Consider the following 17210-nt stretch of genomic DNA (forward strand, 5'->3'; position numbering starts at 1 on the left):
TAAAAAAAGGCGCCCCGGTATTACCGGAACGCCTTGCCTATTTTACTTTACACTTCTTCTTATTTCAGTAGCGTAACCTGTCCTTTGAGGATGATTACCGGACTACCGGCTTTGTTCTTGTAGCTCATCACCCAGATGTAGCTACCACTTTCTACCAGCTCTCCGAGGTAACGGCCATCCCAGCCCAGCCTGGAGTCTCTTCCGAAGTACACCTGTGTACCCCAGCGGTTGTAGATGTGTAACTGGTATTCGTACATCGGGCCTTTCACCGTTGGTCTGAATAGGTCATTCTTACCATCGCCATTCGGTGTGAAGGCAGTTGGTATAGACGGATCAGGCTCACAAGGTTTGAACGTAACGGCTATCTGGTCGGTGGCAGATCCGCAATCATTAAAAATGGTTACGGTATAGTAGCCGGTGCTGGTTACCTTAAAGGTATTCGCCGTGCTACCATCCTGCCAGCGCACCTGGTTGCCTATACCTGGTTCTACTTTTAGATCCAGCGTATTGTCAAGGCAGAGGGTAGTATCTCGGCCGAGGTCAAACGCAGGGATGCCGGAGACGATCACATCCACACTATCCATAGTGATCTGAGAACAGAACCTGTCCATTACAGAAACGGTGTATCTGCCTGGCTGGCTTACTTCCTTCACCGGATTGGTATCACCGTCATTCCACAGGTAGGATACTGCGTCGGTGTTGGTAGCATCAAGCACTACCAGGCCGCCTGTACAGATTTCGCGCTGAGGGCCGATGTTGATATTGAGGTGTGACTTCAGTGTAACTTTTACAGTGTCAGTAATGACGCAGCTGTTGCGGGTGACAGTCACCCAGTAATCACCAGGTCTTGATACCACAATAGAATTGCCGGTTTCACCATTGTTCCAGCTTACGCTGCCACCATCAGGATCGACTGTCAGCATAACAGTTTCGTCAGGGCAGATCTCCGTATCAGGTGTCAGTACAACTGCCGGAGCAGGAGCCACTGTTACATCTATTTCATCATGGGTAGTACAACCGTTCAGGCTGACGTCCACCATATAACGGCCGGCCATATATACATCGATAAACGGTGTAGTTTCTCCGGTAGACCATACGAAGCTAGCACCAGGAATGTCAGCCCCCAGTCTCAGGGTAGTGCCTTCACAGATGGTAGTATCTTTCATATCTATCACCGGCGGATTGTTTACACTCAGTTTGATCGAGTCTACCGTTGTACAGATACCGTTGGATACTGTTACGGAATAAGTACCCGGATTATTGACAGTAACAGTTGGCGTAAGCGCCCCGGTTGACCAGCGGATGTTGTAGCCTGCGTTGGCAGCACCTACATCCAGTGTAACTGATTCACCGTTACATACAGCGATATCATCGCCCAGTTCAACAAATGGTTTCAGTATGTAGTCGAGGTCATAGGTCACCGTGTCGGAAGAGCAACCGGTAACACCGTCAATAACGGCGAAGGTAGCCTGTGTAGCGCCTTTCAGGTCGAACACGTTGCTGCTTTGCGTCAGTGGTGTTGCTACCGCTGTAGCAGGTACTACGCCGATCAGTACAAATTTAGGTCTTGTCACCTTGTTCTTCAGCATGACCGCGAATCTGGTATTGGAAGAACAGTTAGATGGCATATTCGTTTCCAGTTCCGGCTTAGGGCATGGTTCAACGGTGATTGTCTGGATTCTTTCAGTAGCAGCGTTACCACATGCATCTGAGATGTTCCATCTTCTGGTGATGGTATACCCGTTACATTTATCTACTACGAATGGATCCTGTGTCATGGCTACCCGTTTAGGGAAGTTCACATCACAATTATCAACCGCGTAGAGAGTAGCAGGTACCGGTACTGCATCTGTACAGCTGATCGTTACGTCAGCCGGAGCAGGATCGATTACCGGGCCGGTAGTATCTGTAACGGTGATCACCTGACGCATTACCGTGGTATTATTACAAAGGTCGCGCGCCGTCCAGGTACGGATCAGTCGGTAGTTACCAGCGCAACCACCCTGGATCGTTTCGCGGGTCTGGGTATACCCGATCTTCACGGTACCGCAATTGTCGGTGGCTCTGAGGTTAGTCGGAGCAGTTGGAACCGCATCACAGCTAACCGTGGTATCAGCCGGAGGCAGTACTGCGAATACCGGTCTGGTCGTATCCTGAACGGTGACTACCTGTTGCATGGTAGCGGTGTTACCGCAGGCGTCACTGGCAGTCCAGGTACGGGTCAGTTTATAGCTGCTCAGGCAGGAAGTTGACAGCGACTGCCTGGATTCAGTCAGTCTTACTGTAACATTAGCCGTACAGTTATCAGTAGCTGTTACGTTGTCTACACCAGGAATGCTGTCACAATTGACAGTTATGGCCGCAGGGACGATAACAGAGAATCTTGGTTTAATTGTATCCTGTACGGTGATGGTCTGGGTTAATACGGTTCTGTTACCACAAAGGTCAGTCGCCGTCCAGGTGCGTACAATCTGGTAGTTGTCAGCACACTTACTGCCGGAGATTGCCTTACGGGTGTCTACCGGATTCACAGTAATCATACCAGGCGTACAGTTATCATTAGCAGTCATTACTTCGCCGGCAGGGACTTTGTCGCAGTCAACAGTGATATTCACCGGAGCAATACCATTGAATACCGGCGGCGTCATATCCCTTACGGTGATGATCTGCATTAAAGTATCGCTGTTATTGCCACAGGCATCCGTAGCCACCCATCTGCGTACGAGGAGGTAGTTGCTTGGGCAGCTTCCATCCTGTCGCTGTTCAATTGGGGCAATATTCATGGTGCCCGCGCAGTTATCAGTAGCCGTCAGATTAACCGGTAAAGGTATCGCGTCACAGCTTACCGTTACGTGAGCAGGAGCAGCGGAAGTAAACTTCGGCGCAGTCTGATCCGTTACCGTGATCACCTGTTGTGCCTGCGTACTGAGGCCGCAACGGTCGGTGGCAGTCCACGTGCGGGTAATGATCGTCGTACAAGTATTCAGAACGTTGGTAACATCATTATATGTGATGGTCAACGGTTCATTATCGTATGGCGCGTGGCTGAATACCGGCGTACCGAACCGGGTAGTGTAATCAACCCCGTTTTCACAATCAGCAGTGATTGGATCAGGAACGGAAATAACTACCGGCGGGATGTTCATGAGCGTCAGCATCACAGCGTTACTGATATTACCGGTACATGCACCGGACATTACCACCCGTCTGAACCAGGTATTACGGGTAATGCTGGTCGGCGTATAGTCAGGGGTAGTACCGCCTGTGCCAGTGGTTACATTTACAAAACCGGTCGTTGCATTGGTGGTGCTCATCTGCCACTGGTAGGTATAGTTACCAGTACCACCAGTGATGGTACCTCCCGACAGCGTAGCCGGAACGTCGCTGGCGCACAATACCTGGTCAGTAGTAATAGTATTACCCTGGATGGCCGGCTGATTGGTAAGCACCACATCATCAGGCGTAGAAGTACATGCCCCGTTGGAGATCGTCCAGCGAAGCGTGGCCGTACTACCCGCCGGTACATTCACCACAGTAGTAGCACTGTGAATGTTAACGATGGTCGCAGTACCGCTTACAATCGTCCAGGTACCGGTAGCACTTGCAGGAGCAGCGTTGTTGGCATTCATGATGAAATCAGGATCATCGCAATGTACCTGGCTGTCGCCCGCGTCAGCATTGTTAGGCATCACACTGTTAGTCAGTGTGATACTATCCACCGAGTTACAGGTACTGTTAGAGATCACCCATGCGATAGTAGCGGTATTACCTGCAGGTAATGTGATGACCGCATTCGGATTGCTCATATCACCCGCAGCTATGCTGACACCAGATCCCGCAGGGATGCTCCAGGCAGCAGTACCTGTTACCGGCGCATTGGCCGCCATATTGAACAGCGCATTTTCGCAATGCTGCTGATCAGGACCGGCAGTAGCAGTTGTAGGTCTAGGAATGCTTGTTAAAGAGATATCATCAGCACTTGTACAGGTTCCGTTGGAGATTGTCCAGCGTAAAACAGCCGTCGTACCTGATGGTAATATAATATGGGCAGTATCCATGTTGGCCTGTCCGGCAGCAATGGTAGCAGGACCACTTACTACAGACCATGTGCCGATAGCGCCCGTTACATTTGGTTTGTTGGCAGCCATGATGAAATCAAGGTCTGCACATTGAGACTGGTCAGGACCGGCAGCGGCAGCAGCAGGTAACTGACTATTGGTCAGCACGATCGTGTCGCTGGTAGTACAACCGCCGTTGGCGATAGTCCAGGTCAGCGTCAACCGGGTGCCTGCAGCAATTCTGATAGTCGCTAGCGGATTGGCCACCTGTGCTGGCGGGAATACGTAGGTGGAAGGCGAAATTACAGTCCATCGGCCGGTTCCACCTGCAGCACTGTTAGCCGCCAGGGTGAAATCTTCGATGTTACATTTTGACTGATCATCGCCAGCAACCGCCGGATTAGGAGCGACACTGTTGGTGAGCGTTACATCATCTGAAGTAGAACAGCCACCATTAGAGATGGTCCAGCGCAATACAACGATAGCGGCAGCGGGGATGGTAATGGTAGCAACCGGGTTATTCTGCATACCGGCAGGTAGTGTAAAGCCGGCAGGCGCGGAAACAACCGTCCAGCTACCAGCACCGGTAACCGGCGCATTAGCAGCAAGCGTAAATCTTGGATTATTACATTGTGAGATATCCGGACCAGCAGCAGCGGTAGTTGCACCTAACCCATTACTTAATGTAACATTATCTGTAGAGGTACAGGTTCCGTTGGTAGTAGTCCAGGTAGCAACAACAGTAGTACCGGCAGGAACGGTGATGACCGCGGCAGGATTGTTGGTTTGTCCGGCAGTAATGGTAGCCCTTGTGCCGGCAGGCAGCGTCCATACACCAGTACCCGTAGTTACCGGGGTTGCATTCATGGTAAATCGGTCATTACCACACTGTGCCTGATCGTTACCGGCATTTGCCGTTGTCGGCGGTACAGAATGAGTCAGTACCACAGCATCCGAAGAAGTACACAGACCATTGGTAACAGTCCAGGTAGCAGTTACCGTAGTACCCTGCGGTACATCGATAACGGCAGCAGGATTGTTTTGTTGTCCGGCAGCAATGGTAGCAGTACTACCAGCAGGCAGTGACCATACGCCTCTGCCTACAAGCGCAGGATTGGCGGCCATGGTAAACAGCCTGTTGCCGCATTGTCTGATATCAGGACCCGCAGCAGCGAGGGTCGGCTGAGCGTAGTTAATTAATATAACAGTATCCGTCACCACACAGGTACCGTTTGTAACGCGCCATACGGCAGCGATGGTATCACCTGCGTTGACGGTGATTGTTGCAGCAGGATTGTTAATCTGGCCCCCAGGGATGGTAGCACCCGCAGGTAATGACCATGCCCCGATGCCGGGAGCAGCAGGAGTAGCATTCATTACAAAGGCACTACTGTTACATTTAGCCTGATCCGGACCGGCATTGATAGCGGCCGGCATACCTGTAAAGGTCACGGTTGTGCTTACGCAGGCAGTAGTATCACATGCGCCCAGACTTTCTGCTCTTACATAGAAGGTAGTGGCAGCAGTTAATGGAACGGTGATGGTTGCACCGGTACCTATACGGGTGCCGGCTCCACAGCCACCGGCATACCACGCCCATACTGCATTCGGCGTCACGCCGTCAGTCTGCAGACCTAGGCTTCCGCCGTTTACCTGAAGCGTTACAGTACCGTTACCACAAACGCCGGCTGTGCTGGAAGAGATGCTGGTAGCTGGCGTCGGGCCAGATGCTACATTCACCGTAAATGGTACAGTAGAGTCACATCCTGCCTTGGCAGTTCTGTAGCTCAGGTTAAAGTTATATACACCCGGAGGAGCAGTTGCAGGAATATTGACCCTTAGCGGCCATGTCAGCGGCTGATCGGTTACTGCTACAAATCCTGGCATAGCAGGCGTAGCGGTAGTAATACTATATAAGGTCGGCGTTCCCTTGGTAGATAAAGTATCGAGCAGGAAGCTGCCTTTGCTGCTGCAAGCAATAACAGGGCTGGCCAGTCTGATAACAGGTTTGCCTATCTTATGCAGGACAACCTCATCGACGTTGGCCACACATCCACCGAGATTGGTGATGGTCCATGTCAGTACGATATCGCCTTGAGGGTCATGTGCTGTTACGGTGGTATTATAAGCAGTATCGTTATCGATAGTAGCGTTGCCGGAGATCAGTCTCCATTGGCCTCTTTCTGCCGCCGGACCGTAGGCTTCCGTTTCAGGAGCCGGCCGGCTGGCATTCATAGTAAAGATGTTGTCAGTACCACACTGCGTAGTATCCGGGCCAGCGTATGAATAGCTAGGGTCGGTGAGCAGGCTGAGGGTATCGAGCACCACGGTCTCACAGTTCGGATTAGCAGTACTTGCCAGCGTCCATGACAATACCACAGATACACCTGCTTTTTTGATCGTAACCCTGGTTCTCTCGGCAGTTGGCTGTAAAATCCTTACATAGTTGTCTACAACGTCATCAGTTACCGCAGGACCGAACATTTCTTCTACCGCCCAGATACCTCTTGCACCAGGAACCCTGTCAACCTCTATGGTGAAGTTACCACTTGGGTTAGCGCTTGCACACAATATTTTGGTATTAGGACGAAGCTGTGTAGTTACAGAGCCGGACGTATTAACAATGATCGGCGCAGATCTTACTTCACAGACATTACCGGGGTCACTTACAATAACCGTAAATACGGTATCTGCCGGGTCAGAGATCTGTAGCTGTGATACGTCAGTCATGCCGTCGTATTCAGGCATCGGATCCAGAATACCTCCGGCATCCGGACCTCTGTACCAATGAATATTGTAACCAGCCAGCGCACTGTTGATCTTCAGGTCAACAGATTCGCCGAGGCAGATTCTAGGATTGGATACGGATACGTCAACTGAAGGAGAACGTACAGTACTGATGAAGATACTGTTTTCATCCTGACAGGTATGTCCGTCAGCATAGTTCACATAACCGATAACGGTAATAGTAGTGTCTTTGTCTACTACGATGTTACGTGTAGTGCCTGAATGTCCTGGTAAGTCTTTCCAGGCGTAGGAGTCAAATCCGCCGGAGGCTTCCAGTTCAACGTCAGCGCCTTCACATACCTGGCTCCGGGTAAGGGTCAGGTTTGGCATAGGCAGGATGGTCAGCCTTACTTCCGAGGAGGGAGAGGCACAGGTAGCCTGATCGCTGCCCCGCTCATACACGATGGTACGGAAGAGGTAATCGGAGGCGACGCTGCGGGTACCTTTGAGTTCACCTTCACCAATGATCAGTTTATTCGCTGAGATAGTACCGAATGGTACAGGCAACCAGGTTTTACCTTCATCATCACTCATCTGCCATTCAAACACGGGGTCTACGAAGTAATCCAGTGGTGCATAGCTGGAAGAGAGGGTAATAGGCGCGCCTTCACACAATACTTCAGCCAGACTTTCACTGTCGCCATCTATCTCGGAGATAATGTTGGGGCTACAATAAGCAAATTCGATATCGTCAATGGCGATATCGTTTCCACAACCTCCCGGTTTATTATTAATAACGTATACATTAACGGCAGTGACGTCGGCCGGAACAACCAGCGTTCCACCATAGCGCTGCCAGGTTGGCCCGCGGGGGCCTAACATCATCGACACGGAACGAGTCTTGAACTCGTTCAGTACCCTTGCCGGGTTGTTGGCGTCAACGACTTTAAACGTTACGCCGGCATAGCCGTAATCACCGCATCCTTCCAGAGAGGCGACGGTGTTTACATTCAGCAGCCATGCGCTGAAGTTATATATTGAGCCGGCACAGAGTCCGGTAACATTCTTTGTATAAAACTGACGCGGATCCAGTGCGGAGTTGGCGACCAGCATTGCTCCGCGGTAGCCGCCGGTGTGGTCTGCCTTGTTCGCCCAATTGGACTTTGCGTTGGTGGGGTTATGCGTAATAATATAGTGATCTTCAGGCACATCCCCATTTGGACGGTAGGTGTAATTAACAACACCATCAACAGGATAAGGACGGCGATTCACGCCATCCGCCATTGAGCCAAAATCTTCAATAAAACCCGCCATTGTTGCAGAGCCGTCGCCGCAGGTTGTGATAGTACAGTTTTCTGCTATCAGCGTCTTAGTAGTAACGATAGTCCTTTCCACACTGTCAGCGCCTTTATATGCCTGAGTAACACGAAACGTGTAGGTACCAGGAATCAGGAACTGTAAAGTCAGCAGGTTGGTGTTATTGAGCTTGGAGGGCTTGTCTGCAGCGGGGTTCTCTGAATAGAGTACCTCATAGTCAGCATCAGTATTATTAGGGGTTGTGATTTGCCAGACCGCCTTTTTGGTAACACTAATATTGTTACCGGTCAGCCGGGCATTCATACTCGCAAACTTCAACTGATTGGCCGTTGCGTTGGTGGTGGACATACATACCGTGTCCGGTACATTTACATACACTGTCTGGGCCTGCACCATTCCGAATGCACAGCCTAGCAACAGGCATAATAGTATTAGAAGCTTTTTCATCAATAGGGATTTCGTGAATAGTCTGCAACAAATAAAACCAGCGGCGCTATTTGCTAGCTGACGGACATATTTTTAACGTTTGAAAAAGCCCCTCTTTCGCCCCTCCCCATAGGTGACAGGAATTGTAGAAAGTGTTTCATAGGCATAAGTAGTATAGCTAAAAAATATTACTATTTTAAGATTAAAAGTATAAATAATATGAGGATATTAAAAATGCGTACTATAATATAATATAGGAGATACCTCAGTATAAAAAGCGGACTCTGGCAATGGAATCTGATAGTCAGCCGGTTAACCAATCCACCCATCGTGAAACGGCCATATCAAAAGTTATCCACATCCTGGGTTATCCACATTCCTGTACTGCAGCGCGTCATAGCGGCTACTTTACATGAAAGGCGGCTAACTGATTTATATTCAATTACCATGATGACAAATACCCCTGAACGCCAGTTTTTGGTACAAACGTGAACCGGGGAGTGCTTGCTGTTGTTTTTCTTGGGGTTAGCATATGCTGCTGACATAGGGCTGTCACTGGCCGTGACTTTCTTTGTATTGTTATTCTCATCACTCACCATTTAAACTATCTGGACATGACACAGGAACTGGTAAGCACGAAAGCGGTTATTACTCCACAGGAAATGCTGGATCACTGGCAGGGACACCGTAAACTTACCCGACGGGTAATAGAGGCATTCCCGGAAAAAGACCTATTTAATTTCTCGGTAGCTGGTATGCGTCCGTTCTCAGAGCTGGCACTTGAAATGATCAGTATGGGCATGCCTGGCATTGATGGAATACTGACCGGCAAATGGTCTACCGACTTCTCATTCTATGAAAATGGCAAAGGGCCGCAAACGAAAGCGGAGCTCCTGGCTTTATGGGATGAGCTGACAGAGAAACTGAATCGATTATGGCCACAGATACCTATAGAACGTTTCCACGAAGTAGATCTGGCGTTTGGCCGATGGGAAGGCACTATCCAGTTTACACTGTTCTACTTTGTAGACAATGAGATTCATCACAGGGGTCAGGGATATGTATACCTTCGCGCTTTGGGTATAGAACCGCCTCCTTTCTGGGACAGGGCATAACGCCTGTCTTGTTCTCACCTTATTAATGTCTGATCTGCCCATCAGCTTCCATAGGATATAGGATTACATTTGAATCATTGCATCACACAAAAATAACTGGTATGGCTTCACTTAATCCTTATCTGATTTTTAATGGCAACTGCGAAGAGGCTTTCAATTTCTACAAGTCTGTATTTGGAGGGGCGTTCCACACCATCTCCAAATTCAATGAAATGCCAGGGCCAGACCTGTCGCCAGCGGATGGTAATAAAATCATGCACATTGCACTACCAATAGGCGATAAGGACATTCTGATGGGCAGTGACTGCGGACCCGGTATGGAACACGTTGCGACCGGCGACAACATGTCTATTTCCATTTCTACTTATTCTGAAGAGGAAACCCGGAATATCTTCGATGGACTGGCAGCAGGTGGTAACATCACAATGCCGCTGGAAAAAACATTCTGGTCTCCGCTATTTGGAATGGTAAAAGACAAGTTCAGCGTCAACTGGATGATCAGCTATGACACCGGCGAAGCAAGCTAGATACTGCGCTACAATGATAAGAGCCTTTACGTCCTTTGGGGGGCATGAAGGCTCTTATCATTAGAGTATTGTAGCAACGACTTATTTCAATATACCGGCCGGTATACGTCCGTCGGCAGTATTGAACTGTAAACCAAGTAAGCGGGCAATAATAGGCGCGACATCCATCAGATCCATTACCTGCAGTGTTTTACCCTGCGCAATACCAGGACCATAGGCAACGAAGCCTGTCTGTATATCATGGAAGTCTGGGTAATAGCCATGGGTTCCACCTTTCGCTTCTTTTACAATAGCCCCTTTGACACTACCGCTGATGGTAACGCCGGGTACGGCAGCCAGCGCCAGCGCGGCGTTAGGATCTGCTCCAATCGAGTCCAGCTGCGGGCGCTCTATTACCCTGAACATCTTCCGCTGGTCTGCCGGCAGGTTAGCCAATAGTTCCTTTACTTTAGCAGCAGAAGCATGGTCATTTTTATCCTTGAGGTGTAGAAAGGCAGCACCGCCTGAGGTATGAAAACGCGCCTTCCAGTCGGCCTTGTCAATGTTTTTGATCAGACCTGCAGCCGCCAGTAACACATTAGGTGCAAAGGCCTGGCTGACATTAACGAAACCATGGTCGCCGGTTACAATGATAGCAGTACTGTCCTGTATACCGGCTCTGATCAGTGCTTCCAGTATTGTACCGATAGCCCTGTCTGCCCCTGCTACTGCTTTCCTTACCAGAAAGCCATCTCTACCCTCCACATGCTCGTAGTGATCTGTACATGGCAGGTGTATGGTGGTAAAGGCAGGTTTATATTTAGTTAGGATATAGGCGCTCATCCTGGCTATGTTTTCGTCCATGAGCATCTCCTGACGGACCATTGCAAAGTCATCAGGCCCCAGCTTACCCGTTGCATGTTCCTGCACTTCTTCCCATAACGAGGCCGGGCGGCTTGCAGCAGCGGAAGCACCCCTCCTGTCTTTGCCTTTGTTCAGCGCCCAGATGTCAGGAATGTTGTAATCTATGGGTGCATCCACAGTTACCGGCCAGATGACATTTGCATTTGTCTTTCCGGCGGCATGTACCGCGTCATACAGCGTGGGAACCTTGATAGCGTCATAATACCAATACCATTTGCCACTAGCTTTCCCCTCTTCAAAAGGAGCATTATAGTAAATACCATGCTTAGCAGGCTTTACGCCCGTAATAATAGTTGTGTGATCGGGAAAGGTTACACTTGGAAACACACAGTTCACGCCGTCGGCAGATACGCCACTGTCTTTCATCATGCGGAGGTTGTTCATACCCCAGGAGGCATCCTGGTAGAAATCCGGACGGAAGCCGTCTATGGTAATCAATACAACATGATTGACCTGCTGGGCAACGGATGATAAGGTGAGTAGCAGTCCGCCTGCCATTGTATAAAAACGCTTCATTATACTGTTGTTGTTTTATAGAAAAACCGGAAAATGAAACCTCTACCGTCAGGCAGGCGGGTTAAGAAATTGTTACCTCAGGGCAACACATGGTTTGCAAATATGTTATGCAAAAGGATAAGCAGATTGCGTAGCGTGATCTACCAGCTCCTGATTCTACGTAAATCGAGTGCCGCAAGTATATGCATATCTATAAACCGGCGACCTCAACGAACTAGTTTCACAGATCATTAACAGGAAGTTAACGAATTAATCAAAAAAATATATTAAACTAGCACACTGAGGACACACAACATTGTTATCTAGTGTCAATGAGAATAATCCCTTTACTAATACCAGAGACTGTGAAAAATGACAGACAAATTCTTCGATAAAGAATGGACAAACTACCTTCGATCTTATGGTTTCCCCGGCAGCCCGCATAATAACTTCCACCAGATAGCGAATAATGCTTTCAACCTGCTACCCGGTACGGAGGCTGTGTATCTTAACAAGGCACTCTCCGAGCAGAAAGCCTATACCGGTATAGCGCCGGTACGGGTCATTCCATATGAGTATGACTGCCTCTATGACGGGGCACTGCAACTGCTACTAAACGATCAGTATAACGAACAGCAACTGCTGACTGTTTATATGAACGTGATCAGTTTTTATAAGGAAAGACAGTTACAGTCTCCGGCAGGCACGACACAGCCAGCGGCAACCCAGGTTTACAATGGTATTGATATCATTGACATCAGCAGCGAAGGAAGCCGGATTGATTACAGTGAGCAACCTACGGTAACCGGACCTGCCATGCCGGCCGGAAACACACCCAGCTACTACGAAGAAAACGCCAAACTTGGACACCGGTTTAAAGATAAGCTATACCTTAATGTAAGGGAAGCGGAATGGCTGAATAAGTTCTGGAATCCTGATAACATATTCCTGTCTGTCGAAGGTTGTTGCATTGCGGTGATCAGGTTATACCTGGCTTGCATGAAAGTGATAGACAAGGAATGTAAACAGCACAACAGCACTGTTGAAGATAGCGTCGCCTCCCTGACAACCAAGGTATTGAAAATCGCTTATAAGGGTGGCGATAGTACTGAATCTGCCTACTACAAAGAACGTATAGAGAGCGATATTTACCTTACTATATTCAAAAGGGCAGAAAACGCAGTACGTGAGAAATACGCGCAAAAGCGCAAACTAAATGAAGACTTTCCCTATAACAAATGCAGCCGCTTATTTGAAGACCAGATTGGCAAGTTACTAGCGGAGGCAATCATCAGTAAGGAGAAAGCTGTTCCACCGGCGGACAGGGTAACGGAAATTCAGCTGAATGCACAAAATAACACCAGGTGGAAGCAGTTCTTCCAGCAAATAGAAGAAAGGGTAAATAAGGATAACTACGCGGCTTGCGTGGGGGATGTAATACAACTGGCGGCATTGAATATCAATAACCCCCAAAAAGAAAACATCTTCTTTGACGCATCCAAGCTGTTTGCTGCATATGACCGGGAAGACGCTGTCAGGTTCTACCTCAAATACCTGCATGCCGACCTCCGCTCTGAGAACGCCGATCGTAAACAGCTGCCAAAAACCATTCATAAAAGCCTCTTTAAGACAGAACAGGAGAAACAGTCGTTTGAACTCGTGGCAAATAACCTGATACAGACGCTTAATCTGAAGGCTGCACTCGAAGAAGTACCCGGCATCTTCCTTAAAAAACGGCGTACAGTCCAACTGGATGCTGCTGCAATCGAAGCTGTCAGATCGGCACATAGTGAGACGGTCAGCCATCTCAACAGACTGCTTCAGGACGAAGAGCCGGAAGACGAGATCACCCTTGCTCCTGCTGCCGCCTCTATTACCCTGCTACCGCCTGTAGTAGAGATCAGAACAGGCAATGAGATGGTATTTGCAGCCGGCATCGCACTGAATACGCAGCAACAGGAATTGCTGTCCCTGTTCCGGGACAATGCCTGCAGCCTGTCGGCTGACGCTGTCTCGTCATTCGCAAAAGAACGAAAACTATTCAAGGATCAGCTGATCGAGAGTATTAACGACTCCTGTTATGAAGTACTGGATGATCTGCTGATTGAAGAATATGACGATACGTATACCATCACCGAAACCTATTTTCAAACCATTACAGTATGATAGAAAACATTAAACCCCGCGAAGCTACATCCATCATTAATTCCCTTTTAGGAGGTGTTGTGCCCAAGATCGGCGTACAACATATTACTGTAGGCCGTTCGGCAGAAATACAGGCATTCATTACCGCACTGGAAGATGTGAAGAACGGACATAGTATGGTCAAGTTCTGGATAGGCGATTTCGGATCGGGCAAGTCCTTTATGATGCACCTGTTGAATACCGTAGCTATGAAGCAGAAGTTTGTTGTAGCTAACGCCGATTTCACCCCTCAGAACCGCCTTTATGCCAATGATGGCAAATCATTAGCGCTATATACAGCTATTATAGACAACCTGGCTATACAAACGAAACCAGAAGGCGGTGCCCTCTCTACCCTGCTGGAAAAGTGGATAGAACAGGTTATTACTAAAGCAGCACAGGAAAATAACATCCCGATTGCAGAAATAAGGGACGAAAAGCATGAGAAACTCATTCAGGATTATATCATGCGTACGATTAATGAACTAACCGATGTGGGCGGCTTCGACTTCGGACTTGTTATCATGAAATACTACCAGGGATATATAAAGGACGATGTACAACTTCGTAAGAACGCATTGCGGTGGCTGAAAGGAGAATACCACACCAAAACCGAAGCGCGTCAGGATCTGGGTGTAAGAGACATCATCGGTGATGACAACTTCTATGACATGCTGAAGAATTTCTGCAAGTTATTTGTCAGCATTGGCTATAGCGGCTTTATGATCAACCTGGACGAAGCTATCAACCTATACAAAATCCCGACGGCAGCTATGCGGGAAAAGAACTATGAAAAGATCCTGAGCATCTATAATGACTGCTTCCAGGGGAAAGTGACCAACCTGTTCTTCAACTTTGCGGGCACCCGGGAATTTCTTGAGAATGAGCGAAGAGGGCTGTTCAGTTACCAGGCACTTAAGTCCAGGCTGGTTACCAATAAGTTTGAATCGCAGGAGATCCGCGACTTCGCCCAGCCAGTAATCCGTCTCATGCCACTGAATGCCACGGAGATATTCGTGCTGCTCCAGCATTTAAAAAAGGTATTTGACCTGAACTACAAAACGAATATTGACATTACAAACGAAGATATCCAGCTCTTTATGGAGGAACTGTTTAACCGGCCGGGTGCCAGTGAATTTCTCACGCCCCGGGAAGTAATCAGGGACTTCCTGAATATACTGAGCATACTGCGTCAGAACCCCGGACTGGACAAAGCGAAACTCTTTGCGGATGTAGAGGTTACAGATGAAAGACCAATGGAGGAAGACCTGGAAAACATCAAGGAGATATGAGCGAATTTTCCCTACTCTCAGAACCCATCAGGCGATATATCAATGACAAGCGATGGGAAGCACTACGCCCTATCCAGTCTGCTGCTATCAAGCGTATAATGGGCACTGAAGATCACTATATCCTGGTATCGAGGACAGCTTCCGGGAAAACAGAAGCTGCCTTCCTGCCTATTCTCTCTAAAGTCAATTTTAAGGATGAAGGTGTACAGGTATTATATATCTCGCCGCTGATAGCGCTGATCAACGATCAGTTTGCGCGGGTGGAAGACCTTTGCCGGTATATGGATGTGACAGTCACCAGATGGCACGGAGAAGCCAATATAACGGCCAAAAAGCGCCTCCTGAAGCAGCCGGAAGGCATCTTACTGATCACGCCTGAGTCTATCGAATCCTTATTTTGCAACCGGCCTGAGAATGCCCGCGCATTGTTCTCAAAGCTGAAGTTTATTGTCATAGATGAGATACACACCTTCCTGGGCAGCGACCGGGGGATGCATCTGCGATCACTGCTCTCCCGCATCGGGGAACTCGCCACAGGCCCTAAGCCGCGTATTGTAGGCCTGTCAGCCACGGTAGGCGATTACGAAGAAGCGAAACGATTTACGGGAGATCCCGCTAATACAAAAGTACTTATTGATCCAACCGCCAAAGGTATCAAAGCCTATTTTAAGTTTAGCAAGGGCAATGAGGTCGCCTATCAGCCGGATTTCATCGCCGAGTTATACCGCCATGTTCACGACAGAAAAGTACTGATCTTTCCCAATACCAGGGGCAACGCTGAAGAACTGGCCGTGAAGCTGAAGAAGATGGCCGAAAGAAAGAAAGGGCATCCTTACTATTTCTCCCACCATTCGGCTGTCGATAAAGACCTCCGGGAGTATGTGGAGGAATTTGTTAAAAACAATAAACGCCACAACTTCTGTATTGCCTGTACCTCTACCCTCGAACTGGGTATTGATATTGGTACAGTGGAGACCGTCATACAGGTAGATGCAACCCACTCTATTGCTTCTCTGATCCAGCGGGTAGGCCGAAGCGGAAGAAAGGAAGGTGAGGAAAGCAAGCTACTGTTATACGCTACCGAAAACTGGTCTATGCTACAATCATTCGCCTGCTGGGAACTGTTTAAAGAGCAGTTTGTAGAGCCGGTGTATGGCCAGATCAAACCTTATGACCTCCTCTTTCATCAAACGCTGTCTATACTAAAGGAAACCAATGGACTGCCAAGACAGCTATTGGTGCAAAAGCTGCATAATAATGCGGTATTCACCGCGTTCACGGGGGCGGAACTTGACTTTCTCCTGGATGATATGATCAAACGGGACTTCATAGAAGACCTGCGCAGAGAGCTCATTGTAGGTGTGGAGGGAGAAAAGCTTACCTCTTCCAGAGACTTCTACTCAATGTTTGCCTCTCCTGTCATGCTGAAGGTAATACATGCAGGTAATACAATCGGCGAACTGGAAGTAGATCCTGCTATCGTTATCGGTGACAACGTCCTACTGGCAGCAAGAATCTGGAAAATAACAGACATAGATTTCAATACAAAGAAAGTATATGTGACGCCAGCTAACGATGGAAAGAAGCCCAAATTCAGCAGCGGCACAGGCGACGTACACCCCAGGATCAGGAACAAAATGCTGGAGATACTGGCGACAGAATTTACCAGTGACGAGGCAGATTCCAGCGCCATAGAAAGCATTAACGAGGTCAGGTCTATGTTCAGGGAGTTCCGCCTCAATGGGCAGTCTGCAGTACGGCCCGTGATCGTAAAAAGCGATACCATCGACATCTATACTTTCACCGGCACAAAGATCAATCGTACCCTGCACTTTCTCATACAAACACTTGGAAATAAGGTTATTATGGATGACAAAACCAGCCGGATCAGTATTGAAGGTAAAGCCATTAACCTGCAGGAGCTGGTAAACAATATCCGATACCAGTTGCCGGCTATCAGGGAACACGTCAGGGCAACGATGGAAACATCTAATCCGCCCTTCCCTGTCAATAAATGGGGCGTCTGGCTGCCGATTGATCTACAGGTGGAATACGTACTTAATAATGTCTTCGACGTTCCTGGTACGGCAGCTTTTCTGGAAGAACTACAACTCGTAACGCCTATTCACGAAGACACCTTCGTAAAGGAATAAAACAGGTAATGCG

General features: G+C 48.6%; 7 protein-coding genes. 5 read left to right on the top strand and 2 right to left on the bottom strand.

The window, feature by feature from the left end:
* Nucleotides 1–59: 59 nt before the first annotated feature.
* Nucleotides 60–8549 carry a gliding motility-associated C-terminal domain-containing protein gene (locus K1Y79_RS22020; RefSeq protein ID WP_220252355.1) on the bottom strand — a complete coding sequence of 2830 codons (8490 nt, stop codon included), beginning with the start codon at nucleotides 8547–8549 and terminating at the stop codon, nucleotides 60–62.
* 593 nt (nucleotides 8550–9142) lie between these two features.
* Between K1Y79_RS22020 and K1Y79_RS22025 the strand changes: the two genes are divergently transcribed.
* Together K1Y79_RS22025 and K1Y79_RS22030 are read left to right on the top strand one after the other, a co-directional pair.
* The gene (locus tag K1Y79_RS22025; protein WP_220252356.1) at nucleotides 9143–9643 is read left to right on the top strand and encodes a DinB family protein; all 501 of its coding nucleotides are present in this window, start codon (nucleotides 9143–9145) and stop codon (nucleotides 9641–9643) included.
* 101 nt (nucleotides 9644–9744) lie between these two features.
* Nucleotides 9745–10170, top strand: coding sequence for a VOC family protein (locus K1Y79_RS22030; RefSeq protein ID WP_220252357.1), 426 nt, complete (start codon nucleotides 9745–9747; stop codon nucleotides 10168–10170).
* Nucleotides 10171–10251: 81 nt separating this feature from the next.
* On the opposite strand, the gene K1Y79_RS22035 is transcribed toward K1Y79_RS22030, so the two are convergent.
* Nucleotides 10252–11589 (bottom strand): alkaline phosphatase family protein, encoded by a 1338-nt coding sequence (locus tag K1Y79_RS22035; RefSeq protein WP_220252358.1) that lies wholly within the window; start codon nucleotides 11587–11589, stop codon nucleotides 10252–10254.
* A 351-nt stretch (nucleotides 11590–11940) separates the two neighbouring features.
* On the opposite strand from K1Y79_RS22035, the gene K1Y79_RS22040 reads away from it, so the two are divergent.
* The 3 genes from K1Y79_RS22040 to K1Y79_RS22050 are packed head-to-tail and all read left to right on the top strand — an operon-like array spanning nucleotide 11941 to nucleotide 17197.
* Nucleotides 11941–13734: a tellurite resistance TerB C-terminal domain-containing protein gene (locus tag K1Y79_RS22040; RefSeq protein WP_220252359.1), complete on the top strand. Its 1794-nt coding sequence runs from the start codon at nucleotides 11941–11943 to the stop codon at nucleotides 13732–13734.
* Nucleotides 13731–15044 carry an ATP-binding protein gene (locus K1Y79_RS22045; RefSeq protein WP_220252360.1) on the top strand — a complete coding sequence of 438 codons (1314 nt, stop codon included), beginning with the start codon at nucleotides 13731–13733 and terminating at the stop codon, nucleotides 15042–15044. The genes K1Y79_RS22040 and K1Y79_RS22045 overlap by 4 nt, the downstream gene beginning before the upstream one ends.
* The gene (locus K1Y79_RS22050; protein ID WP_220252361.1) at nucleotides 15041–17197 is read left to right on the top strand and encodes a DEAD/DEAH box helicase; all 2157 of its coding nucleotides are present in this window, start codon (nucleotides 15041–15043) and stop codon (nucleotides 17195–17197) included. Before K1Y79_RS22045 ends, K1Y79_RS22050 begins: the two co-directional genes overlap by 4 nt.
* The last annotated feature ends 13 nt before the right edge of the window (nucleotides 17198–17210 follow it).

Source organism: Chitinophaga rhizophila (genome assembly GCF_019492185.1).
GTDB classification, from domain to species: Bacteria; Bacteroidota; Bacteroidia; order Chitinophagales; family Chitinophagaceae; genus Chitinophaga; species Chitinophaga rhizophila.

Bases quoted from the DNA above. Each gene is read 5' to 3' on its own strand.
- K1Y79_RS22020 (WP_220252355.1), bottom strand. From the start codon at position 8,549: ATGAAAAAGCTTCTAATACTATTATGCCTGTTGCTAGGCTGTGCATTC.
- K1Y79_RS22025 (WP_220252356.1), top strand. From the start codon at position 9,143: ATGACACAGGAACTGGTAAGCACGAAAGCGGTTATTACTCCACAGGAA.
- K1Y79_RS22030 (WP_220252357.1), top strand. From the start codon at position 9,745: ATGGCTTCACTTAATCCTTATCTGATTTTTAATGGCAACTGCGAAGAG.
- K1Y79_RS22035 (WP_220252358.1), bottom strand. From the start codon at position 11,589: ATGAAGCGTTTTTATACAATGGCAGGCGGACTGCTACTCACCTTATCA.
- K1Y79_RS22040 (WP_220252359.1), top strand. From the start codon at position 11,941: ATGACAGACAAATTCTTCGATAAAGAATGGACAAACTACCTTCGATCT.
- K1Y79_RS22045 (WP_220252360.1), top strand. From the start codon at position 13,731: ATGATAGAAAACATTAAACCCCGCGAAGCTACATCCATCATTAATTCC.
- K1Y79_RS22050 (WP_220252361.1), top strand. From the start codon at position 15,041: ATGAGCGAATTTTCCCTACTCTCAGAACCCATCAGGCGATATATCAAT.